Source organism: Micrococcus sp. MS-ASIII-49 (genome assembly GCF_000946635.1).
Classification (GTDB): Bacteria; Actinomycetota; Actinomycetes; order Actinomycetales; family Micrococcaceae; genus Micrococcus; species Micrococcus luteus.
In genome coordinates this window covers 1-21,095 of record NZ_JXSP01000032.1, presented here as the reverse complement: position 1 = coordinate 21,095, position 21,095 = coordinate 1, and the positions used below count along the sequence as shown (strand labels likewise).

Below are 21,095 nucleotides of genomic sequence, written 5' to 3'. Positions count from 1 at the left end.
CCGCGATAACTCAACCCGCGTTGCGGGCCGGGCCGAGCGGCCTCACCGCAGCGGCGTGTGCTCCGGGTCCACGCGCTCGCCCTCGCGCACGGGCCCGGGTGCGGTGCCGCCGCCCCACGGGTCCCCGCCGAACGCCTCACGCCCGTGCTCGCTCAGCCAGCTCGCCAGCTCCGGGCCGGCGGGCACGATGCCCGTCGGGTTGATGTCCTCGTGCACCACGTAGTAGTGCTCCTTGATCTGCACGAAGTCGATCGTGTCGCCGAAGCCCGGGGTCTGGAACAGGTCGCGCGCGTAGCCCCACAGCGCCGGCATCTCGGTCAGCTTGTTCCGGTTGCACTTGAAGTGCCCGTGGTACACGGGGTCGAACCGCACCAGCGTGGTGAACAGCCGTACGTCGGCCTCGGTGATCCGCTCCCCCATCAGGAAGCGGCGCGTCGTCAGGCGCTCCTCGAGCCAGTCCATCGCGGTCCACAGCCGCTCGTACGCGGCGTCGTACGCCTCCTGGGACCCCGCGAAGCCGCACCGGTACACGCCGTTGTTCACCTCGGTGAACACGCGCTCGATCACCTCGAACATCTCGTCCCGCTCCGGCCCGGCGTCGGGGATCAGCTGCGGGGCGCCGTCGCGGTGGAACGCGGTCCACTCCGTCGAGAGGTCGAGGGTGATCTGCGGGTAGTCGTTGGTCACGACGCCGCCCGTCGGCACGTCCACGATCGCCGGCACCGTGATGCCCCGCGGATAGTCGGGGAACCGCGTGAAGTAGTTCTCCTGGATCCGCTCGGTGCCGAGCACAGGGTCCTTCCCGCCCTCGTCGAGGTCGAAGGTCCAGGACCGCTCGTCGTGGGTCGGCCCCGGGGTGCCCAGCGAGATCGCGTCCTCCAGGCCGAGCAGGCGCCGCACGATGATCGTCCGGTTCGCCCACGGGCACGCCCGCGCCGCCACGAGCCGGTAGCGGCCCGCCTCGACGGGCCACGCCTCGGCCCCCTCGGTGAGCCCGCCGCCCACGCGACCGACCGTGGACGGCTCGGCCACGGGCAGGGCCCGCACGGCCTCCGGGTCCGCCACGATCCGGTCCGCGATGTAGTTCGTGTCCCGCGTGAACTCCGCCCCGGACTGCACGTAGTTGCCCTTGAGCCCCTCGCGCGAGTCGATGGTGCCGCGGTCCGCGGCCTGGCCGGTCTGCTGGTTCTCCATACACTCGAGCCTATGACGACGACCACCGCCACGCCCGGCCTCACGCCCGCCCCACTGGTGCGCTGCGTGACCGCCCAGAACCCCTCCCCGATGACCCTCGCGGGCACCAACACGTACGTGGTCGCCGCACCGGACTCGGACGCGGCCGTCGTGGTGGACCCGGGCCCGGAGGACGACGTCGCCGCCCACCTCGAGCGCGTCCGCGCGGCGGCCGAGGGGCGCCGGATCGCGCTCATCCTGGTGACGCACCGGCACGCCGACCACACCGGCGGGGTGGACGCGTTCCACGCGGCCACGGGCGCCCCCGTGCGCGCCGCGGACCCGGACTGGTGCCGTGGCGGGGCCGCCGTCCTGACGCCGGACGAGCGGATCGACGCCGCCGGCACCCCGGTGCTGGCGTGGCACACCCCGGGCCACACCTCGGACTCCTACTCGTTCGCCGTCCCGGACGCGGGCGCGCACGGCGCGGTCATCACGGGCGACACCATCCTCGGCTCGGGCACCACCATGCTCGACCACCCGGACGGCACCCTCACCGACTACCTGGCCAGCCTGCGCCGCCTCGAGGCGGCGGGCCCGCTCACGGTGCTGCCCGCGCACGGGCCCGTGCCGGAGCCGCTGGACGTCGTCGCCCGCGACTACCGGCACCACCGCGAGGGCCGCCTGGAGCAGATCCGCGCCGCCCTGGCCGCGCTGCCCGAGACCGAGGCGGCGACGATCACGCCCGAGGACCTGGCCCCGCGCATCTACCCCGGCCTCACCGGCACCGTGGCCCGCGTGGCCGTCCAGACGGTGGCCGCGCACCTGCGCCACCTGCGCGAGGGCTGAGCCCCTCCGCCGCGGGCCCGGCCCGCACTACGCTGACCTCAGACCCGTCCCCTCGACCCCGCGGAGGCACCCCATGACCATCCTCGTCGGCTACGCCCCCTCGAAGTCCGCGGACGCCGCTCTGGACACCGCCCTGGACATCGCCCGCTCCACCGGCGAGCACGTGGTGGTGGTCAATGCGGGCCCCGGCGGCGAGCACCGCACCAAGTCCCTCGTCACGGAGGAGCAGCAGCGCGGCGTGCAGGCCCGGTTGGACGCCTCCGGCGTGACGGCCGAGTTCCGCCAGTACGCGCGCGGCCGGTCCACGGTGGAGGAGATGAAGGACGTGGCCGCGGAGCTGGACCCGTCCATCGTGGTCATCGGCGTGCGCCGCCGCGGCGGCTTCGGCCGGTTCGTCATGGGATCGGTCTCGGACGAGCTGCTGCAGGAGATCGATCAGCCCGTGCTGTGCGTGAAGGAGTACCGGCAGTACGGGGACCACACGCCCGAGGCCGTGAGCCACGTCGCCGAGACGGACCCGGCCACCCACGGCCTGCCCGCGTCCGAGCCGATGGCCGAGCGGCGTCGGCTCACGCCCGTCGATCCCGGGGACCCGACGCTCGAGCGCTGAGCGCTCCCGCCGGGCCTCAGTCCTCGTCGTCCTGACGGCGGCGCGTGACGGCGTCGTCGAGGAGGCCGTCCGTGTGGGAGCCGGCGCCGCTGCGCCGTCCGGCCTCGTCCGCCGCCGCGGCCTCCGCCGCCTGCTTGGCCTGCTGCGCGCGCCGCTCGGCGAACGCCTCCTCGCCCGGGCCGGCGAGTTCGCGGTTGCGCTGCACCGCCGTCATCGAGCCGGTGTACAGGCCGGAGTGGTCGCCCACGCGGGTCAGCGGTGTGGTGAGGGTGTCCGGGCGCGGATCGGCGCCGTCGACGCGCGGCAGCGGCGCGGTGCGCGGGCGCGGCTCGCGGGCCGCCACCCCGGAGCCGTCCGGGCCCGGCTCACCCGTCCGGTCGCCACCGCGGGCCTCCGCGTCGGATCCCTCGGAGGCGGGCGCCGCGTCGTCGTGGGCGGGGTGCCGGTCCACCATGCGCTGCACCACGATGCCCTCGGGGTGCTCGTGGCGCAGGAAGGCCACGAGGTCCTCGCGCACGAGGCAGCGCAGGTCCCAGAGGTCGCCGGAGTTGCGGGCGGAGACCACGGCGCGGATGCGCACGACGCCGCCGGTCGCGTCGGTCACCTGCAGCGCGTGCTCGCGCCCGTCCCACAGGTCCGTGGACTCGAGCAGCTGGGTGAGTCGTGCGCGCAGCGCGTCCATGGGCACGCGCCAGTCCACGTCCAGCTCCACGACGCCGGAGACCTCGGCGCCCACCCGCGTCCAGTTCTCGAACGGCTGGGTGGTGAAGTGCGAGGACGGGTAGACCATGCGGCGGCCGTCCCAGAGCTTGAGCACCACGTTGGACAGGGTGATCTCCTCGACGGTGCCGAACACGCCCTCCATGTCCACCACGTCGCCCACCCGGATCGCGTCCGTGAAGGCGAGCTGGAATCCGGCGAACACGTTGGTCAGCGTGGACTGCACGGCCAGGCCGGCGATCACCGAGATCACACCGGCGGAGGCGAGCAGGCCGGCCCCGAGCGAGCGCACCTCGGGCACCCCCAGCAGGACCACGGCGACGGCCACCACCACGATCACCGCGTTGAGGATGCGTCGGATCAGGATGGTCTGCGTGCGGATGCGTCGCTCGCGGCGGTGCTCGACGCCGGTCTCCTGGTAGCGGCCGAGGATCCCCGCCTCGATCACGCCGACCAGGCGCCACGCAGCCCACGCGCCCGCCGCGGCCACGGCGATGAGCAAGAGGAACGACGCCGGCCGGTACCAGGTCTGCTCCTCGGCCATGACCCCGAGCCAGATCCGGGAGGCCAGCAGGCCGGCGGCGACGGCGGCCGGCAGGCTCAGCCGTGCGGCGCCGTGCTGGAACGCGGGGCGGCGCACGAGCACGACGCGTGCCACCTGCAGGGCCAGGTACACGACCGCCGCGCCGATCGCGAACGCCATCAGCACGGTCAGCAGCGTCCCCCATTCCACGCCGAAGGCCCGGGTGGTGGCGGCCGCCCCGTCCTGGATGTCCCCCTCCACCCCGGACGGCACGGTCTCGCCCGCCAGGAGGCGGTCCAGGGCGGTCAGCAGGGGCGGGGTCGCGAGGGCGGGGTCGCGAGGGCGGGCAGCGCGGGGAAGACCATGACGACAGTCTGACACCCGCCCCCGGACGCACCCCGGAGAAGAGCACAATGGAGCCTGACCGTCCGCGCGGTCCGGGCCCGGCCGTCGTCGCGCCCCGTCCCGCCGGCCCGCCGCCGCCCCCCTGGAGGAATCCGTGCTCTCCGTCACCGACCTGCGCCCGCTCGACACCGCCACCGCGGACCTGTCCCGCATCATCCCGCGGGCGAACGTGGACGTGTCCTCCGTGGTGCCGGCGGTCGCCCCGATCATCGAGCAGGTCCGCCACGGCGGCGAGCAGACCCTGCTGGACCTGGCCGAGCGGTTCGACGGTGTCCGTCCGCCGGCCCTGCGCGTGCCCGGGGAGGCGCTCGAGGCCGCCCTGGCCGGGCTCGACCCGCGGGTGCGTGCCGCCCTGGAGGAGTCGATCCGCCGGGCCCGGCTCGTGCACGCCGCCCAGCACCCCCAGGACTCCACGGTCGAGCTCGGCGAGGGCGCCGTCGTGGAGAACCACTGGATCCCCGTGGGCCGCGTGGGCCTGTACGTGCCCGGCGGCCGCGCCGTGTACCCCTCCTCGGTGGTGATGAACGTGGTGCCCGCGCAGGCCGCCGGCGTGGGGAGCCTCGCGGTGACCTCACCCCCGCAGCGGGACCACGGCGGCCTGCCCCACCCCACCGTGCTCGCCGCGTGCGCGCTGCTCGGCGTGGACGAGGTCTACGCGGCCGGCGGCGCCCAGGCCGTGGCCATGCTGGCGCACGGCGTCCAGGACGACGACGGCGGGTGGCTCTGCGCGCCCGTCGACCTGGTGACGGGGCCCGGCAACGTGTACGTGGCCGCCGCGAAGCGCGCCCTGCAGGGCGTGATCGGCGTGGACGCCGAGGCCGGGCCGAGCGAGATCGCCGTGATCGCGGACGGCACCGCCCGCGCCGACTGGGTGGCCGCGGACCTGATCAGCCAGTCCGAGCACGACCCGCTGGCCGCCTCCGTGCTCATCACGGACTCCGAGGACCTGCTCCGGGACGTGCTGGCGGCGATCGAGGCGCAGGTGCCCGGGGCGTTCCACGAGGATCAGATCCGCGAGGCCCTCACCGGCCCCCAGTCCGGCGTGCTGCTGGTGCGGGACATGGACCAGGCCGTGGAGGTCTCCGACCGCTACGCCACCGAGCACCTCGAGATCCAGACGCGCGACCCCGAGGCCCTCGTGGGGCGCATCCGCAACGCCGGCGCCGTGTTCGTGGGCCCGCACGCCCCCGTGCCGCTGGGCGACTACTCGGCCGGGTCCAACCATGTGCTCCCCACCTCGGGGACGGCCCGGCACTCCTCCGGTCTGAACACGGTGACGTTCCTGCGCCTGCAGCAGCGCATCCGCTACACGGAGACCGGGCTCAAGGAGGTCGCGGACGGGATCGGCGTGCTGGCCGAGGACGAGCGCCTGCCCGCGCACGGCGCCGCGATCCGCGCCCGCTTCGCGTGAGGGGGCGGGCGTGAGCGGCGTCCGCATCGACGCGTGGCTGTGGGCCGTGCGGCTGTACAAGACCAGGTCGGCGGCCACGGCGGCCGTGCGCGCAGGCCACGTGCGCATCGACGGCGAGCCCGTGAAGGCGGCGACGCCCGTCGTCGTCGGGAACCGGGTGCGGGTGCGCCAGGACGGACGCGAGCGGATCCTGGAGGTCACGGGGCTGATCGCCAAGCGGGTGGGCGCCCCCGTGGCCCGGCAGCAGTACGTGGACCACTCCCCGCCGCCCGTGCCGCGTGAGCTGCTCGCGGTGCCGTACCGCGAGCGGGGCGCGGGCCGGCCCACCAAACGGGACCGCCGGCAGCTGGACGCGCTGCGCGGCCGCGACCGACGCTGAGCGCCTCCGTCCTCCCCGCGCCGTCATCCGCCGTCGTGATGGCGGCCTCATGCGGAGGGTGCGGTCAGCACCATCCGGAACGGCTTGTCGTTGTCCACCGTGACGGTGAACGTCATCGGCCCCGCCTCATCCACGGGGGGAGTCGCCGCCGACCAGCCGCCGCACAGCGCCTCCGATCCGGCCATCCAGGTCTTCGTTCCCCCGCCACCCCGTGAGGTCAGGATCTCCGTCTCACCGGTGGCATCCGAAGGACACAGCACGATGACCCGAAGGACCGCACCCTGTTGAGCGTCCACGGTGATCTGCTGTGTGCCCGTCCCGACCGCCTCCTCCAGGACGGACTCCTTCTCCGGGTCGAGATGGTCCGCATCCGGATGCCGGCGCGTGTACTCGACCAACGTCATCCCGTCCTCCTCGAACAGCGCGGCGGGGAGTGCTTCTTCACCGGCGGGTGACGACGCGGACGAACCGGTGGCGGAGGCCGACCGGGTTGCCGAGGGGGCCGCTGACGTCACGGTGACGGAGGACGCCGCAGCGGTGGATGCCTTCGCGGTGGAGGAGACGCTGCCCGGGGAAGCGGAGCATCCCGAGATGGCGATACCGAGGAGAGCCGCGACGACCACGGCGGCCGACAATGCCGCACGCTTCTTCTCGATGTCCATCCGCATGATCCGATCCCTCTCAGAGAACCGATTGCGGGGCCGCGGGCTGCGGTCTCGAGCCCCCCTCTCGAGTGGCTTGATCCTGGCTGGCGATGCGCGGTGTGTCAAGCATCACATCGGGCAGCTCGGATGACGCCGCGCGACCGCCGCGCTTTGACCACCCCACGGACCCCTCCGTAGGCTGATCCCCAGAATCACGAGTTCCCGTCATTCACGGCCCTGGCCGGCGGGACGGCAACCCTCTCACGCAGTAGTGGGGTGCTCCAGGTGATGATTCGGCCCCTCGGACACCCCGACGGGCAAGTACCGCGCCTCCGCGGATCCGGGCGATCCGCGTTCCCGCCGTCTGCGGAGCCGCGCCAGTCATCGGAAGAGGACGCGCGCCATGACCCTGACCCACGAACCCCACACCGCCGCGTGGGACACCGACCTGTCCCTCGGCAACCTCCGCTCCGGCCTCTCGGCATTCCCCACCGGGGTCGTCGCGCTGGCGGGCCTCGCCGACGACGTCCCCGAGGTGATGGTGTCCTCGTCCTTCGGCGTGGGCATCTCCTGGGAGCCGGCCCTCGTGTCCTTCTCCGCACAGAACAGCTCCCGCACCTGGCCGCGCCTGCGCCGGGCCGGGGCGATCGGCGTCTCCCTGCTCGCGGCGGACCAGACGCCGCTGTGCCGTCAGCTGGCCGCCCGCGAGGGCGACCGCTTCGCCGGTCTCGACGTGCACCGCAGCCCGCACGACGCCCTGCTGATCGGGGGCTCCTCGCTCTGGCTCGAGACGCGGGTGCACGCCGAGGTCCCGGCGGGCGACCACACGGTGGTGCTGCTGGAGGTGACGGCCTTGGCGGATCACACGGACGCCGCTCCCCCGGCCGCCCTGCACCGCAATCTCTTCCACGGCCTGCGCGCGCTCTGAGCGAACTCCAGGTGAACAATCGGGCCCCTGGTTCCCGGTCGGCGAGATCCGTGCAATGATGGAGCCTGAAGTTGATCAAGCTGTATCCCGCCATCTTCACTGCTCGTCAGCCCGGCATCGCCGGCGTCGATGAGTGTTGGGCAAGCGGTTCAGTCTCGCCGCTTCACCCGCGTCCCACATCCGGGCCGCGGTCCAACACCGCCACCGCACCGCGGGGGCACATCGAAAGGACACCATCATGGCTGTCGGTACTGTCAAGTGGTTCAACGCTGAGAAGGGCTACGGCTTCATCGCCCCCGAGGACAACTCCGCGGACGTGTTCGTGCACTTCTCCGCCATCCAGGGCGGGGGCTTCAAGGAGCTCCAGGAGAACGACCGCGTCGAGTTCGAGACCCAGGACGGCCCCAAGGGCCTCCAGGCCGCCAACGTGACGAAGCTCTGATCTTCGCCTGACGCACGGCTTCCGACGCCCCCGGTCCGTATGGACCGGGGGCGTCGTCGTGTGCGCTTCCGTGCGTCCCGCACGCCCGCGCACTGCGCCGCACTCCGCCGTACGCCCGTTCGACCGCGGCGCTGCGACATCACCGCAGGGCTGCACTGCGGTGATGTCGCTGAGGCGCGGTCCTCCGCGGTGGGTCTCGTCCTGGCCCTGCGCGTCAGGCCGCGCCCCGCCGGCCCACGTGGCGACGCAGCAGCAGCACCACGCCCAGGGCCAGCAGATACCCGGCCGCGACGACCGCGAAGCCGGCCCGGTAGTCGCCCGTGACGTCGCGCAGCACGCCCATCAGCAGCGGGCCCAGGGCGAAGCCGGCGTACATGCCCATCGAGTTCGCCCCGGTCGCACGGCCGAGCCGCTCGGCCGGCACCTCGCTCAGCAGGCCCGCGTTGATCACCACGTTGGCGCCCAGCACCGTCAAGCCGTGCACCGCGGCGCCCACCCACAGCAGGGCCGGCAGGTCCAGCAGGTCCGCGGCGAGGAACACCACGACGCCGGCCACGGCACCCAGGCAGATCACGGTCAGCAGGGTGGTGGGCCGGTCTCCGGAGCTCATCCGCCGACTCCACCCGATCCGGGAGAGCACCCCCACCACCCCGGACACGGCCGCCGCGGCGCCGCCGGCCACGAGCGTCATCCCCAGCGTCTCGACCGCGAACAGCGGCAGGTACGTGTTCGTGGCCTGCATGCCCAGGCCGGTGAGGAACGCGATCGCCGCGAAGAACCAGACCGTGGCCGGCAGGGGCGAGGTGTCCCGCCGTCGTCGCCCGCCGACGGGGCCGGTGGCCGGCGGCGGCGCCCCGGGCAGCGGCGGGGCGGCGACCAGGGCGAGCACCCAGAGCGCCCCGATGAGCACCGCGGCCCCCAGCGCGGCGCCCGTCCAGCCCAGGGCGAGGGACGCGGCCGGGAAGAACAGGCCGCCGACCAGCTGGGCCGCCTGCACCCCGGACTGCTTCACCCCGACCCACCCGATGCGCCTCTCCGGCGGCACCACGGTGCGGATGATCCGGTTCGTGGTGGGGTTGGAGATGGCCTGCGTGACGCCCGCGACGGCGGCCGCCGCGTACAGCACGGGCAGGGACGGGGCGACGGCGCCGAGCACGAGCGCCGCGGCGGTGCCGCCGAAGATGATGCTCAGCTGCGCGCGGGCGGACAGGCGGTCGGCGGCCCGGCCGAGGCCGAGGGAGGTGACGGCGGCCGCCGCGAACACGACCGTCATCACGGTGCCGAGCTGGCCCGAGGTGACGTCGAGCCGCTCCATCACGACCGTGGAGGACGCGGAGACCCCGTAGTTGAACAGGGGCCCGGCGCCCATGGCCGCCAGCAGCGCCCACAGCAGGGCCGCGGAGGGGCGGCGAGCGGCGGGGGCGGGCGGGGTCACGGCCCCAGGCTACGACCCCTCACGCGACGAGGCGGGAAATCCATCTCATGGGCGCCCGGGGGCGTCGTGTGAAGTGGATTTCCCGCCTCGAAAGCGGGGGTGACTGCGGGGGCGGGTCAGCCGACGCGGCCCTCGCCGCGGTGCTCGCCCTCCACGCGGCCGGTGGTCCCCCGCTGGGTGACCTCCTCGCCGTCCTGGCGCTCGGGCCGCTCGCCGGCCTCCGCCGGCAGGCCCTCGTTCTCGTCGGTGGGCGTCTCGCCCGCGGTGGCGGCGGGTGCCGGGTCCTGCGAGGCCTGACGACGCCCGCCGTGCGAGGACAGCGACTCGCCCTCACCCAGCGAACTGACGCGCGGCATCGGCGACGTCGTCAGCGGCACGGACTCGGTCCGCCGGGCGTCGACGAGCGTGGAGCCCGTCCCGGAGATGGGGGAGCCCTGCACGGGGGCGCCGGCCGCCGCGCGGCCCGGGATCAGCAGCTCGGAGCGCCACTGGGGGTCGCGCTCGGTGAGGTAGTCCACGCGGGCGTGCTCGCCGAAGTGGTCCGCGTCCGCCTCCTCCCAGTCCATGGCCCAGCCGGCGGGCGGGTCGTTGAGCAGCTCGTCCGTGCGCAGCCAGTGGTAGATGGACGCGTACGAGCGGGTGCTCAGGTGGTCCACGCGGCGGCGCAGCATGCGGGTGTTCAGCTGGGACGGATGCGTCAGACCCATGGACGCCATGATCTGCACGGCCTCGCGCACGGTCAGGCGGTGGTAGTTGAAGACGCGGTTGCCCTTGTCCTCCACGTCGAGGGCGCGCATCAGACGCGGGTCCTGCGTGGCCACCCCCACGGGGCACTCGTTCGTGTGGCACTTCTGCGCCTGGATGCACCCGGTGGCCATCATCATCGCGCGGGCGGACATGGTGAAGTCCGCGCCCTGGATCAGACGCTTGACGATGTCCGAACCGGTGGCGACCTTGCCGGCCGCGCCGAGCTTGATCATGTGGCGCAGGCCGGTGCCCACGAGCGCGTTGTGCACGAGCATGAGGCCCTCGGTCAGCGGGGTGCCCACGCGGTCCGAGTACTCGAGCGGGGCGGCGCCGGTGCCGCCCTCGGAGCCGTCCACGATGATGAAGTCGGGGGCGATCCGCTCCTCCCAGATGGCCTTGGTCATGGCCAGCACGTCCACGCGGGAGCCCACGCAGAACTTGATGCCGATCGGCTTGCCGTCCGAGAGCTCACGGAGCTGCTCGATGAACCTGACCATCTCGCGCGGGGTGCGGAACGCGGAGTGGGACGCCGGGGACAGGCAGTCCTTGTCCATCGGGATCTCACGGGCCTCGGCGATCTCGGGGGAGATCTTCTCCTTGGGCAGCATGCCGCCCAGGCCGGGCTTCGCGCCCTGGGAGATCTTGATGGTGATGCCCTTGACCTCGGGCAGCAGCGCCTTCTCGGCGAACTTCTCCGGGCTGAAGGTGCCGTCCTCGTTGCGGCAGCCGAAATAGCCGGAGCCGATCTCCCAGAACAGGTCCGCGCCGTTGCCGCGGTGGTACTTGGTGAGGCCGCCCTCGCCGGTCTCGTGGATGAACCCGCCCAGGCCGGCGCCCTTGTTCATGGCGATCACGGCGTTGGCGGAGAGGGAGCCGAAGGACATGGACGAGATGTTCATCAGCGAGATGTCCACGGGTCGGCGGCAGTCCGGGCCGCCGATCCGCACCGTGGGGGGCTCCTCCGGCGGGTTGACCGGGGCGGTGGAGTGCAACAGGAACTCGTAGCCGATCTCCGAGGTGTCCCGCTCGGTGCCGAACGCCTTGTGGCTGTCCAGTCCCTTCGCACGGGCGTAGACGATCGAGCGGGTGTCCCGGTCGAACGGCTTGCCGTCGAAGTTGCGCTCGATGAAGTACTGCTGGATCTCGGGGCGGATCGACTCCAGCAGGTACCGCATGTGGCCGAGCACGGGGTAGTTGCGGAGGATCGCGTGCCGCTTCTGGGTCATGTCCCACACGGCGAGCACGAGCAGCGCCACCAGGAGCACCGCCAGCACCCACCACGCGCCGCCGCCGATGGCGGCCACCAGCACGACGACGAGCGCGGCCAGCGAGAGGGTCGCGACGATCAGGAGTCTGTTGTTCACCCGACCATCGTGCCCCATATCACTCGAACGTTCATCCTCGCCGCACTGTATCGAGGTCCCACGTGTGGGGCAGGGGCGTCCGGGCCGACGGCAGGGCCACGCTGCGCCGCCACTCGTGCAGCCACTCCGGCAGCGTCGGCTCCCCCGCGAGGTCGTGGCCGGCCGCCGCCGCGATCGCCCGGACCTCGTCGTTCTCCACGGGGCGGCCGTCCTTCGTGCGCAGGCGCGTGCAGATGTACGCGCGCACCGCGACGTCGCCGTCGACCACGACGCGCTGCTCGAACCACACTGCGCGCTCATCCAGGCCGATCATCCGCGTCTCCACGTCGAACCGCTGCCCCAGGGTCACCGAGCGGCGGAACGCGATCTGCTCGGCCTGCACCACAGGCGTCCAGCCGCGACGGCGGATCTCGTCCCACAGGCCGGTGCGGACCATCGCGTCGAAGCGGCCGAGGTCGAACAGCCCGAAGTACTGGCCGTTGTTGACGTGCAGGGCCATGTCCACGTCCGTGGGCAGGGCGCGCATCGGCAGCGTCGTCGGCTCCCAGAGTCCGGCGCGCGGGCGGCGGCGGGCGCGGGCGACGACCCAGATCGTGCGGGGGATCAGATGCATCGGATGTTCCTCCTCGGGGTCACAGGACCCCCTCGGTCAGATGGTCCGGCGTGCCGAACCGGTGGGCGGTCACGGACACGGCCTGTTCGTGCAGGAACGGCAGCAGCTCCACCTCGCCGGCGCTCACCACGGGGCCAGCGTAGACCGCCACGTCGGGGGTGTCGCCGAGCGCCGCGTGGAGCGCGCTCCGCGCCGCCTCGGCCGCCTCCCGGTCGCCGGTCCAGTCGGCGACGAGCCGGATCCGCGCGTCGCCGCCGCCCTCCGTCGCGGGCGGGATGAGGGCCAGCCGCCGGGCGCGGTCGTGGAACGCGGCGTCATCCTCGACGACGACGTCCACCGGCGCGGCCGTGCCGGCACCCTCCGTGCGGGCGGACCGGACCAGCTCCTCCACCCGGCCGCGCACGGCCTCGGCCGAGAGTCCGTCCGCATCGGGCCCCTCCGCGGTGGGGGTCGGGCGCAGGCTCACGGTCATGGGCGCCCCGGCATGCAGGCCGGCGGAGACGATGCGCAGCAGGTGGTCGGCGGGCCCCGAGTGCCGGCGCACGAGGACCGGGGTGGGGACGTGACGCAGCACGTTCCGCTCGGCCTCGAGCGCGGAGACGTCCGTGGCCACCCCGAACACGGTGGTCCACGCGTGGGTGTCGAGGGCGCGGGCGGTCTCGAGCCAGGACGCTCCCGCGCCGTCGGCCTCGGCCCCGGGCCGTCCCTCTCCCCCGGCCCACGTGGGCGCGTCCTCCCAGTCCACGAGGCCGTGCAGGTAGTGCGGCCCGCCGGCCTTCGTGGTGGGGCCGACGACGGAACGCTTCCAGCCGCCGAAGGGCTGGCGGCGCACGATGGCCCCGGTGATGCCGCGGTTCACGTAGAGGTTGCCGGCGCGCACGCCGCGCAGCCACACGTCGATCTCCTCCCGGTCCAGCGAGTGCAGCCCGGAGGTGAGGCCGTAGTCCACGGCGTTCACGATCCCGATCGCCTCCTCGAGCGTCTCGGCCGTCATCACGGCCAGCACGGGGCCGAAGTACTCGGTGAGGTGGGCGTCGGCGCCGGGGCGGACGCCGGAGCGGATGCCCGGGCTCCACAGGCGACCCGTCTCGTCCAGCGGCCGCGGGCGCAGGGCCCACCGCTCCCCCGGGCCGAGCTCGGTGAGCCCGCGGCGCAGCTTCTCGCCGGGGGCCTCGATCACGGGGCCCATCTCGGCGCGCGGGTCCGCGGGGTGCGCCACGTGCAGGGACGAGGCGGCGTCCAGCAGCTGCCGGTGGAAGCGCTCGGAGGTGGCCACGGAGCCGACGAGCACCACGAGGGAGGACGCCGAGCACTTCTGGCCGGCGTGACCGAACGCGGACTGGACCACGTCCTTCGTGGCCAGGTCCAGATCCGCGGACGGGGTCACGATCACGGCGTTCTTGCCGGAGGTCTCGGCGAGCAGGTGCAGGTCGGGGCGCATCCCCTTGAACAGCCGTGCGGTGTCCCAGCTGCCGGTGAGGATGAGCCGCTCGACGGCCGGGTCGGTCACGAGCGCCGCGCCGACCTCCGCCTCGTCCTCGTCCGCCAGTGTCACCAGGCGCACGAGGTCCGCGGGGTCGTGCCCGGCGAGCGGGCCGCCGTCGTCGAACAGGCCCGAGTCCCGCAGCCCGGCCACGATCAGCTCCCACGCGACCGCGCCCGTCCGCTCGGACTGCGGGGCCGGCTTGAACACCACGGGCGAGCCGGCCCCGAGCGCGGCGAGGACGCCCCCGACCGGGATGGCCACGGGGAAGTTCCACGGCGGGATCACCAGGGTCAGGCGGACGGGCACGGCGCGAGCGCCCTCCACCGCGTCCAGGCCGCGGGCCAGGCGCGCGTAGTAGTGCGCGAAGTCCACGGCCTCGGAGACCTCGGGGTCGCCCTGGTCCAGGGTCTTGCCGGTCTCGGCGGCGGCCACCTCCAGCAGGCGGGCCCGGCCGGCGTGCAGGGCCCGTCCGACGGCGTCCAGCGCGTCGGCGCGCTCGTGGCCGGTGAGCGCGCCCCAGCGGGCGCCGGGGTGGGCGGTGGCGGCGATGGCGGCGCGGGCGTCGTCGGCCGTGGTGGCGCGGTGGGCGCGGACGGTGTCCGTCCCGAGGTCCGAGCCCGGGACGGCCGCGAGGATCCGGCGGGCCCACTCCCGGTTGCCGGGCAGCGCGGGGTCCGTGTCCGGGGTGTTGGCGAAGCCGTCCACGGGGGCGGGGGCCGGCCCGTCCTCCCCGCGGGACCGGTCCTGGAGGCGGTTCGGACGGGGCACGGCCGCGTCCAGGTGGCGCAGCGAGGCGCGGAAGCGCTCCTCCTCGCGGGCGAACAGGTCCGCGTCCGCGTCCAGGTCGAACACGGCGGACATGAAGTTCTCCGGGGAGGCGCCCTCCTCGAGGCGGCGCACGAGGTAGGAGATCGCCACGTCGAACTCCTCGGGCCGCACCACGGGCGTGTAGAGCAGCAGGGCGCCGACGTCGGCCCGGACGGCGGCGGCCTGGCCGGTGGCCATGCCGAGCAGCATCTCGAACTCCACCGCGGCCGGGTCGAGCCCGCGGCGCTCGATCAGCCGGTGGGCCAGGGCGACGTCGAAGAGGTTGTGCCCGGCCACGCCGATGCGCACGTGGGCCAGATGCTCCGGGGTGAGCGCGTAGTTGAGCACGCGCTTGTAGTTGGTGTCCGCCTCCTGCTTCGAGCCCACCGTGGCCAGCGGCCAGCCCGTCAGGGAGGCCTGCATCCGCTCCATGGGCAGGTTGGCGCCCTTGACCACGCGCACCTTGACCGGGGCGCCGCCGGCGGCGACGCGGCGCGCGGCCCACTCCTGCAGGCGCACCATGGCCGCGAGCGCGTCCGGCAGGTAGGCCTGCAGCACGATGCCGGCCTCGTAGTCGCGCAGGCCCGGCTGCTCGAGCAGGGCGGTGAACACGTTGAGCGTGAGGTCGAGGTCGCGGTACTCCTCCATATCCAGGTTGATGAAGGTGTCCCGATCCCGGGCGAGCTCGAACAGCGGGGTGAGCCGCTCGGTGATGTCCGCGACGGCCTCGTCGAACGCGTAGGGCGCGTGCGGGGCGGTGGCGGCGGAGACCTTGACGGACACGTAGTCGACGTCGTCGCGGCGGATCAGCGCGGCGATGCCCTCGAGTCGGCGGTCCGCCTCGCCCTGACCGAGGATCGCCTCGCCCAGCAGGTTGATGTTCAGCCGGGTGTGCTCGTCGCGCAGGGCCGCGATGGCCTTGCCGAGCTGCCGGTCCCGCGCGTCGACGATCAGGTGGGAGACCATGCGCCGCAGCACGCGGCGGGCCGTGGGGACGGCGATGCGCGGCACGAGCGGGGCGGCGCGGCCGCCGACGCCGAGGACGGCGCGCAGGGCCGGGGGCAGGAAGCCGGGGGCGCGGCCGGCGAGCTCCCGCAGCGCCCGGGCGGCGATCGCGGGGTCCTCGGGGCGGACCACGTGGTCCACGAAGCGCACGATGAAGTCGAGGCCGCCCGGCTCCTTCAGGGCGCCCGCCAGCTGGCGGGCCGCGAAGTCGGCCTCATGGTCGCGGGACTCGGCGAGCCAACGCCGCACCTGCGCGACGGCGTCGTCGGCGAGGGCGTGCAGGTCGGCGGGGTCGGGGATCCCGCCGGTCGCGCCGAGGACCCGGTCGAGATCGTCGTGGTCCTGGGCGGAGAACATCGCGGTCATGGCCGCACTCTGCACGTGTGCCGGGTCACAGGTCAAACCGCCGCGGCTTCCTGTCAGACGCCTATGCTCGATGGACATCCCCTCGCCGCGCGCCCGCGCGTCGCCGCCGTCTTCCCAGGAGCCCGTCCGCCATGGCCGCCGCCGACCCCGTCCCCACCGACGCGCGGGAGCGCCGGGACGTCGTCGTGCCCGTGCCCGGACCCGAGGATCCGCCCGAGCGGGCCTGGCTCGTCCTGCCCCACCGCCACCCGGTGCCGACGCTGCTAGACGAGACGCGGGACGCCGTCGTGGGCCTGGCCGAGACGCTCGCCGCCGTGCTGCCGGTCACCGTGCTCGCCCACCCGCGCGACGCCGGGGCGGCGCGGCTGGTGCCCCCGGAGGTGGACCTGCTGCGCGCGCCCGTGGGCTCACCGCTGCTGGGCCGCACCGGGCCGAGCTTCATCCGCCGCCCCGAGGGCCTGGCCGCCGTCGCCTGGCGCAGCGCCGCGGGACTGACCGGGACCGGACCGCTCGACGGCGCGGCCGCGACGGCCGTGGCGGAGGCGGCGGGACTGCCGCTGCTCACGCCCCTGCTGTGCGCCCCGCGCGGGGCCTGGGTGACCGACGGCGAGGGGACGGCCGTGGTGGCCGCGGACCCCGTGCTGGACGGGCGGATCAACGGCGCGTGGACCCCCGGCCAGGTGGCCGCCGAGTTCGCCGCCCTGCTGGGGATCACCCGGGTGCTGTGGGTGCCGCCGGCACCGCGGCCGGACACCGGGCCGTGGGGCGGGCCCGGTCACCTGGCCTCGTGGGTGCGCCTGCAGGGCGACGGCGAGGCCGCCGTGCACTGGCGCGGCGACCGGTTCCACCCCGAGCACCCGTACGCCGCGGCGGCGCTGCGCTTCCTGCAGGGCGCCGACGACGCCGCCGGCCGGCCCCTGCGCGTGCGCACGGTGACCGGGGCGGCGCAGCCCGCCGAGTACGACCCGGCCGAGCGGGGCCCCCGCTCCCTCCTGGACACGCTGCCGCTGGGCGCTGCGGTGCTGCGGCCGGCGTTCGAGGACGCCGCGGGCGAGGAGGCCGCGGCCGCCGCGTGCGCGGCACTGCACCCGGGGCTGCCCCAGCTGTCGTTCCCCGCCCCGCCGCTGCTGCGGCTGGCCGGCGCGCTCAACGACCTGGTGCTGCTCCAGCCCCGCCCGTGACCTCGTCGGTCGCGGGGCCGTCGTCGTCCCCGCCGTCCGTCGGGGCGCGGTCCTCGTCCTTCCCGTGCGCGTCCGAGCGCCAGGCCGCCGGGCGCAGCCGTTCCAGGAGCGAGGACTGACGGCGCTCCATCCCCTTCAGGTCCGAGGCGATGAGCGCGTTGATCCAGCGGGCGTTCGGGTCGGCGTCGATCAGCACGGCCTTGGCCAGCAGCGTGCAGGGCAGCGCGAGGATGGCGCCGAGCGGGCCGAGGACCCAGGCCCAGAAGAGCAGGGAGAGGAAGCTGACGGTGGGGATCACGCCGATCGCGTCGCCGGCCACCTTGGGCTGGATCACGGACTGCAGCACGAAGTTCAGCACCGAGTAGCTGACCACCACCCACAGGAAGTCGGACCAGCCGCCCGCCGCCAGGCCCAGGACGGCCGGCGGCAGCAGGCCGATGATGAAGCCGATGTTCGGGATGTAGTTGGTGAGGAAGCTGAGCACGCCCCACACGAGCGCGAGCGGCACGCCGATCAGCATGAGGGCAATCACGTCCAGCACCGCCACGATCAGGCCGAACACCGTGGTGACCACCCAGTAGCGGCGCACGCCCTGGGCGAACTCGACCAGGGCGTGGCCGAACTCGTGGCGGGCGGTGCTGAGCAGGCGGACGCGGCGTTCGACGTCCATCGAGTCCATCGCGAGGAAGAACATGCCCATGATCACGGTGACGAGCAGGCCGAAGACCGCGTAGACGTTCGTGGCGATCTTCGTGACGGCGCTGACGGCCGTCCCGGTGACGGCACTCATGTCGATCGAGGCCAGCTGCTGGGACACCATGTCCGGGGTCACGCCGCGCTCGTTGAGCCAGTGCGAGACGTCCAGGACGATCTGCTGGAAGCGGTCCGCGTACTTCGGCAGCTCCGCCACCAGCTCGAGGCCGGACCACACCATCATGCCCCCGAACACGGCCATCACCGCGACGACCAGCAGGACGGTGGTGGCGGCCCCGAGCACGGGGTGCAGGCCCCGGCGGATGAGCCAGGCCTGCAGGGGGTAGGCCACGATCACGAGGTTCAGCCCCAGGAAGACGGGCGCCGCGATGGAGGCGATCCCCTGGAAGAACTGCACCACCAGCACCAGGCCCGCGAGCGTCAGGACGATCACCAGCATGCGCGGCCACATGCGGTGGGGGCGGCGGATGTCCCAGTCGGAGGCGGGGCTGGACGAGGCGGGCGGCGGGGTCACCCCCGCGGGCTGTGCGGCGCTCACGCGGGCAGTCTATGCGCGGGCCGGACGGGGTAGGGTCGGGACCAGTCCACATCGACAGGGGAGCGCCCGCGCGGCGCTGAGAGTGCGGTCCGCCGCAGACCCTCGAACCTGCTCCGGTCCGCACCGGCGAAGGAAGTCGAGTCTCCCGGTCGACGTCGTCCCGGGATTCCGGTGGCGGCCTCGTCCCGGCCCCTCCGCCGTCCCAGAGGAGAACCGCCATGTCCCGCACCCCGCACCGCGCCCTCGCCGCCCTCTCAGTGGCCGCCCTCGCCCTCACCGGCTGTTCGGTGTCCGGCTCGTCCGGCGACGGGGCGTCGTCGTCCGCCGCCGGCGCCGGCGGCGAGCCGACGACGGTGACGATCATGACGCACGACTCGTTCAACCTGCCCCAGGAGCTCGTCCAGAAGTTCGAGCAGGAGTCCGGCTACACCCTGAAGACCACGGCCCCCGGCGACGCCGGCAGCGTGGTGAACCAGCTCCTGCTGGCCAAGGACGAGCCCACCGTGGACGGCGTCTACGGCGTGGAGGACCACTCGGCGCACCGCCTCGTCCGCGAGGGCGTCGTCGCCGAATACACCCCGCAGGACCTGCCCGCCTCCGCGCAGGACCGGATGGTGGAGGACCGCATGACCCCGGTGGACCAGGGCCAGGTGTGCTTCAACACGGATCCGGCATGGTTCGAGGCCCACGACGTCGAGGCCCCCACCTCGATCGACCAGCTCGACGACCCCGAGTACGCGAAGCTGACGGTCGCCACCTCCCCCGTGGCCTCCTCCCCCGGCCTGGCGCTGCTCGCGGCCACCACGGAGAAGTACGGCGACGACGGCTGGCAGGACTGGTGGCGGGGCCTGATGGAGAACGGGGGCAAGGTCGCCGACAGCTGGTCCGACGCCTACAACTCGGACTTCTCCGGCGGCGAGGGCAAGGGTCGGTTCCCGGTGGTGCTCTCCTACTCCTCCTCCCCCGCGTTCGCCCCCGAGACCGAGGTGATCGAGGACTCCTGCACCCCGCAGGTCGAGTACGCCGGCGTGCTCGAGGGCGCGAAGAACCCCGAGGGCGCGCAGGCGTTCGTGGACTTCATGCTCACCGAGGAGGTCCAGTCCGCCCTGCCCGAGTCGATGTACATGTACCCGATCGACGAGTCGGTGCAGCTGCCCGAGGAGTGGGCGCAGAACGCGCCGCTCGTCGAGGACGCCATCACCCCGGACCCCGCCCGCATCGACGAGCGCCGCGAGGACCTGCTGAAGGAGTGGACCGCCCTGTCCGAGGCCTCCCGGCGCTGATGTCCGCGCTCACCGAGGTCGCGGCCCCCGGCACGGACCTGCCGCGCCGGCGGGCCCGCGGCCGGGGGGACGGGCTCGGCCCGTGGTGGCTGGTGGCCGCCGTCCTGCCGGTCGCCTTCCTGCTCGTCTTCTTCGCGTGGCCCGTGGCGGCCATGCTCTGGCGCGGGATCGGCGGCGACGCCGACGCGTTCACCGGCGCCGTGGACCTCACCGCCTTCGGGGAGACCCTCGCCCGCGAGCGCACGTGGCGCATCCTCGGCCAGACGCTCGGCATGGCCGCCGCCGGCACGGTGGTCTCGGTGGCGCTCGGCCTGCCGACCGCGTTCGTGCTGCACCGGCGTCGCATCCCGGGGCGGGCCGTGCTCCGCGCCCTCGTGCTCGTGCCGTTCGTGCTGCCCACGGTGGTGGTCGGCGTCGCGTTCCGCGCCCTGCTCGCCCCCGGCGGACCGCTCGGCTTCACCGGGCTGGACCAGACGACCACCGCCGTCGTGCTGGCCATGGTCTTCTTCAACGTGTCCGTGGTGGTGCGCCAGGTGGGCGCGCTGTGGAACGCGCTGGACCCGCGCCAGACCGAGGCCGCCCGCACCCTGGGCGCCTCGCCGTGGCGGGCGTTCCGCACCGTGACGCTGCCCCAGCTCGCCCCGGCGATCGCCGCGAGCGCGGCGCTGGTGTTCCTGTTCTGCGCGTCCGCGTTCGGCATCGTCCAGACGCTCGGCCGGCCCGGCTACGGCACGCTCGAGTCGGAGATCTGGGTGCAGACCTCCGTCTACCTGGACCTGCGGACCGCGGCGGTGTTCTCCGTGCTGCAGTTCGCGGTGGTGCTGGCCGCCGTCGTGGTCTCCGGCGTGACGGCGGCGCGCACCCAGCGGGCGCTGCGCCTGCGGGAGACGCCGCCGGCCCGGCTCACGCGCGCGGACGCGGTCCCGGTGGCCGTGATGCTCGCGGTGGTGGCGCTCGTGGTGGCGCCGATCCTGACGCTCGTGGTGCGCTCCTTCCACACCCGCCACGGCTGGGGGCTGGGCAACTATCGGCTGCTGTCCACGAGCGCGGGCAGCGGGTTCGTGGGCGGGTCGACGCCGGCCCAGGCGCTCGAACAGTCCCTGCGGGTGGCCGTGGACGCCACGCTCGTGACGCTCGTGGTGGCCGTGCCGCTGGCCCTGCTGCTGACCCGGCCCTTCCGTTCACGCGCGGCGCTGGTGGCCCAGCGGGCCCTCGACGGCGCCCTGCTCCTGCCGCTCGGGGTGTCCGCGGTGACCGTGGGCTTCGGCTTCGTCGTGTCCCTGCGGGCCGCGTTCCCGGAGCTGGCGGCCTCGGGCGTGCTCGTGCCACTGGCCCAGGCGGTGGTGGCGCTGCCGCTCGCGGTGCGGGCGCTCGTGCCCGTGCTCGCGGCGGTGGACCCGCGGCTGCGAGAGGCCGCGCGCACCCTCGGGGCGGGCCCGTGGCGGGGGGGGGGCCCCGGGGGGGGGCCCCCG

17 protein-coding genes and 2 riboswitches are annotated in these 21,095 nt (G+C 74.1%); of the genes, 9 read left to right on the top strand and 8 right to left on the bottom strand.

Features of this window, described 5'->3' with window-relative positions; translation table 11 throughout:
* Nucleotides 1-42 precede the first annotated feature (42 nt).
* Nucleotides 43-1,194: a glutathione S-transferase family protein gene (locus SJ20_RS02405; RefSeq protein WP_044658830.1), complete on the bottom strand. Its 1,152-nt coding sequence runs from the start codon at nt 1,192-1,194 to the stop codon at nt 43-45.
* A 12-nt stretch (nt 1,195-1,206) separates the two neighbouring features.
* Between SJ20_RS02405 and SJ20_RS02400 the strand changes: the two genes are divergently transcribed.
* Together SJ20_RS02400 and SJ20_RS02395 are read left to right on the top strand one after the other, a co-directional pair.
* Nucleotides 1,207-2,022, top strand: coding sequence for an MBL fold metallo-hydrolase (locus SJ20_RS02400; protein ID WP_044658829.1), 816 nt, complete (start codon nt 1,207-1,209; stop codon nt 2,020-2,022).
* Nucleotides 2,023-2,095: 73 nt separating this feature from the next.
* Nucleotides 2,096-2,632, top strand: a complete 537-nt coding sequence (locus SJ20_RS02395; RefSeq protein WP_036338766.1) for a universal stress protein — start codon at nt 2,096-2,098, stop codon at nt 2,630-2,632.
* A gap of 16 nt (nt 2,633-2,648) precedes the next feature.
* Here the strand turns inward: SJ20_RS02395 and SJ20_RS02390 are convergent, their stop codons facing one another.
* Entirely contained in the window at nt 2,649-4,136 is a 1,488-nt protein-coding gene (locus SJ20_RS02390; protein WP_235281226.1) for a mechanosensitive ion channel family protein, read from the bottom strand.
* Nucleotides 4,137-4,374: 238 nt separating this feature from the next.
* Between SJ20_RS02390 and hisD the strand changes: the two genes are divergently transcribed.
* A complete protein-coding gene (hisD, locus tag SJ20_RS02385; RefSeq protein ID WP_044658828.1) occupies nt 4,375-5,691 on the top strand; it encodes a histidinol dehydrogenase in 1,317 nt (438 codons plus the stop codon).
* Nucleotides 5,692-5,701: 10 nt separating this feature from the next.
* Complete coding sequence (locus SJ20_RS02380) at nt 5,702-6,070, top strand: RNA-binding S4 domain-containing protein (RefSeq protein ID WP_002855797.1); 369 nt, start codon at nt 5,702-5,704, stop codon at nt 6,068-6,070.
* 47 nt (nt 6,071-6,117) lie between these two features.
* Here the strand turns inward: SJ20_RS02380 and SJ20_RS12120 are convergent, their stop codons facing one another.
* Nucleotides 6,118-6,732, bottom strand: a complete 615-nt coding sequence (locus tag SJ20_RS12120; RefSeq protein WP_235281223.1) for a hypothetical protein — start codon at nt 6,730-6,732, stop codon at nt 6,118-6,120.
* Between the two features lie 192 nt (nt 6,733-6,924).
* Nucleotides 6,925-7,044: riboswitch (SAM riboswitch) on the top strand.
* A 73-nt stretch (nt 7,045-7,117) separates the two neighbouring features.
* Here SJ20_RS12120 and SJ20_RS02370 point away from each other — a divergent pair.
* On the top strand, nt 7,118-7,642 hold the full coding sequence (locus SJ20_RS02370) for a flavin reductase family protein (RefSeq protein WP_044658827.1): 525 nt from the start codon (nt 7,118-7,120) through the stop codon (nt 7,640-7,642).
* Between the two features lie 238 nt (nt 7,643-7,880).
* On the top strand, nt 7,881-8,084 hold the full coding sequence (locus tag SJ20_RS02365) for a cold-shock protein (RefSeq protein ID WP_020628179.1): 204 nt from the start codon (nt 7,881-7,883) through the stop codon (nt 8,082-8,084).
* Between the two features lie 214 nt (nt 8,085-8,298).
* On the opposite strand, the gene SJ20_RS02360 is transcribed toward SJ20_RS02365, so the two are convergent.
* From SJ20_RS02360 to SJ20_RS02345, 4 genes are all read right to left on the bottom strand, one after another.
* The gene (locus SJ20_RS02360; RefSeq protein ID WP_044658826.1) at nt 8,299-9,519 is read right to left on the bottom strand and encodes an MFS transporter; all 1,221 of its coding nucleotides are present in this window, start codon (nt 9,517-9,519) and stop codon (nt 8,299-8,301) included.
* 116 nt (nt 9,520-9,635) lie between these two features.
* Entirely contained in the window at nt 9,636-11,648 is a 2,013-nt protein-coding gene (locus SJ20_RS02355) for an FMN-binding glutamate synthase family protein (protein ID WP_044658825.1), read from the bottom strand.
* A 13-nt stretch (nt 11,649-11,661) separates the two neighbouring features.
* Nucleotides 11,662-12,243, bottom strand: a complete 582-nt coding sequence (locus tag SJ20_RS02350; protein WP_036338752.1) for a thioesterase family protein — start codon at nt 12,241-12,243, stop codon at nt 11,662-11,664.
* Nucleotides 12,244-12,262: 19 nt separating this feature from the next.
* Nucleotides 12,263-15,907, bottom strand: a complete 3,645-nt coding sequence (locus tag SJ20_RS02345) for a bifunctional proline dehydrogenase/L-glutamate gamma-semialdehyde dehydrogenase (protein ID WP_044658824.1) — start codon at nt 15,905-15,907, stop codon at nt 12,263-12,265.
* Nucleotides 15,908-16,038: 131 nt separating this feature from the next.
* Between SJ20_RS02345 and SJ20_RS02340 the strand changes: the two genes are divergently transcribed.
* Nucleotides 16,039-17,088 (top strand): agmatine deiminase family protein, encoded by a 1,050-nt coding sequence (locus tag SJ20_RS02340; protein ID WP_044658823.1) that lies wholly within the window; start codon nt 16,039-16,041, stop codon nt 17,086-17,088.
* Here SJ20_RS02340 and SJ20_RS02335 read toward each other — a convergent pair.
* Nucleotides 17,054-18,340: an AI-2E family transporter gene (locus SJ20_RS02335; protein WP_044658822.1), complete on the bottom strand. Its 1,287-nt coding sequence runs from the start codon at nt 18,338-18,340 to the stop codon at nt 17,054-17,056. The two genes, SJ20_RS02340 and SJ20_RS02335, sit on opposite strands and share 35 nt — an antisense overlap.
* Nucleotides 18,341-18,386: 46 nt before the next feature.
* Nucleotides 18,387-18,492: riboswitch (TPP riboswitch) on the top strand.
* 66 nt (nt 18,493-18,558) lie between these two features.
* On the opposite strand from SJ20_RS02335, the gene SJ20_RS02330 reads away from it, so the two are divergent.
* Both SJ20_RS02330 and SJ20_RS02325 read left to right on the top strand, forming a co-directional pair.
* Nucleotides 18,559-19,623 carry a thiamine ABC transporter substrate binding subunit gene (locus SJ20_RS02330; RefSeq protein WP_044658821.1) on the top strand — a complete coding sequence of 355 codons (1,065 nt, stop codon included), beginning with the start codon at nt 18,559-18,561 and terminating at the stop codon, nt 19,621-19,623.
* Nucleotides 19,623-21,095 (top strand): iron ABC transporter permease (locus tag SJ20_RS02325; RefSeq protein ID WP_044658820.1); only part of this gene is annotated, 1,473 nt, incomplete at its 3' end. The genes SJ20_RS02330 and SJ20_RS02325, both read left to right, overlap by 1 nt.

Excerpts from the sequence above, each read along its gene's own strand:
- SJ20_RS02350 (WP_036338752.1), bottom strand. The coding sequence starts at position 12,243 with ATGCATCTGATCCCCCGCACGATCTGGGTCGTCGCCCGCGCCCGCCGC.
- SJ20_RS02405 (WP_044658830.1), bottom strand. The coding sequence starts at position 1,194 with ATGGAGAACCAGCAGACCGGCCAGGCCGCGGACCGCGGCACCATCGAC.
- SJ20_RS12120 (WP_235281223.1), bottom strand. The coding sequence starts at position 6,732 with ATGGACATCGAGAAGAAGCGTGCGGCATTGTCGGCCGCCGTGGTCGTC.
- SJ20_RS02400 (WP_044658829.1), top strand. The coding sequence starts at position 1,207 with ATGACGACGACCACCGCCACGCCCGGCCTCACGCCCGCCCCACTGGTG.
- SJ20_RS02365 (WP_020628179.1), top strand. The coding sequence starts at position 7,881 with ATGGCTGTCGGTACTGTCAAGTGGTTCAACGCTGAGAAGGGCTACGGC.
- SJ20_RS02330 (WP_044658821.1), top strand. The coding sequence starts at position 18,559 with ATGTCCCGCACCCCGCACCGCGCCCTCGCCGCCCTCTCAGTGGCCGCC.
- SJ20_RS02345 (WP_044658824.1), bottom strand. The coding sequence starts at position 15,907 with ATGACCGCGATGTTCTCCGCCCAGGACCACGACGATCTCGACCGGGTC.
- SJ20_RS02340 (WP_044658823.1), top strand. The coding sequence starts at position 16,039 with ATGGCCGCCGCCGACCCCGTCCCCACCGACGCGCGGGAGCGCCGGGAC.
- SJ20_RS02395 (WP_036338766.1), top strand. The coding sequence starts at position 2,096 with ATGACCATCCTCGTCGGCTACGCCCCCTCGAAGTCCGCGGACGCCGCT.
- SJ20_RS02370 (WP_044658827.1), top strand. The coding sequence starts at position 7,118 with ATGACCCTGACCCACGAACCCCACACCGCCGCGTGGGACACCGACCTG.
- SJ20_RS02355 (WP_044658825.1), bottom strand. The coding sequence starts at position 11,648 with ATGGGGCACGATGGTCGGGTGAACAACAGACTCCTGATCGTCGCGACC.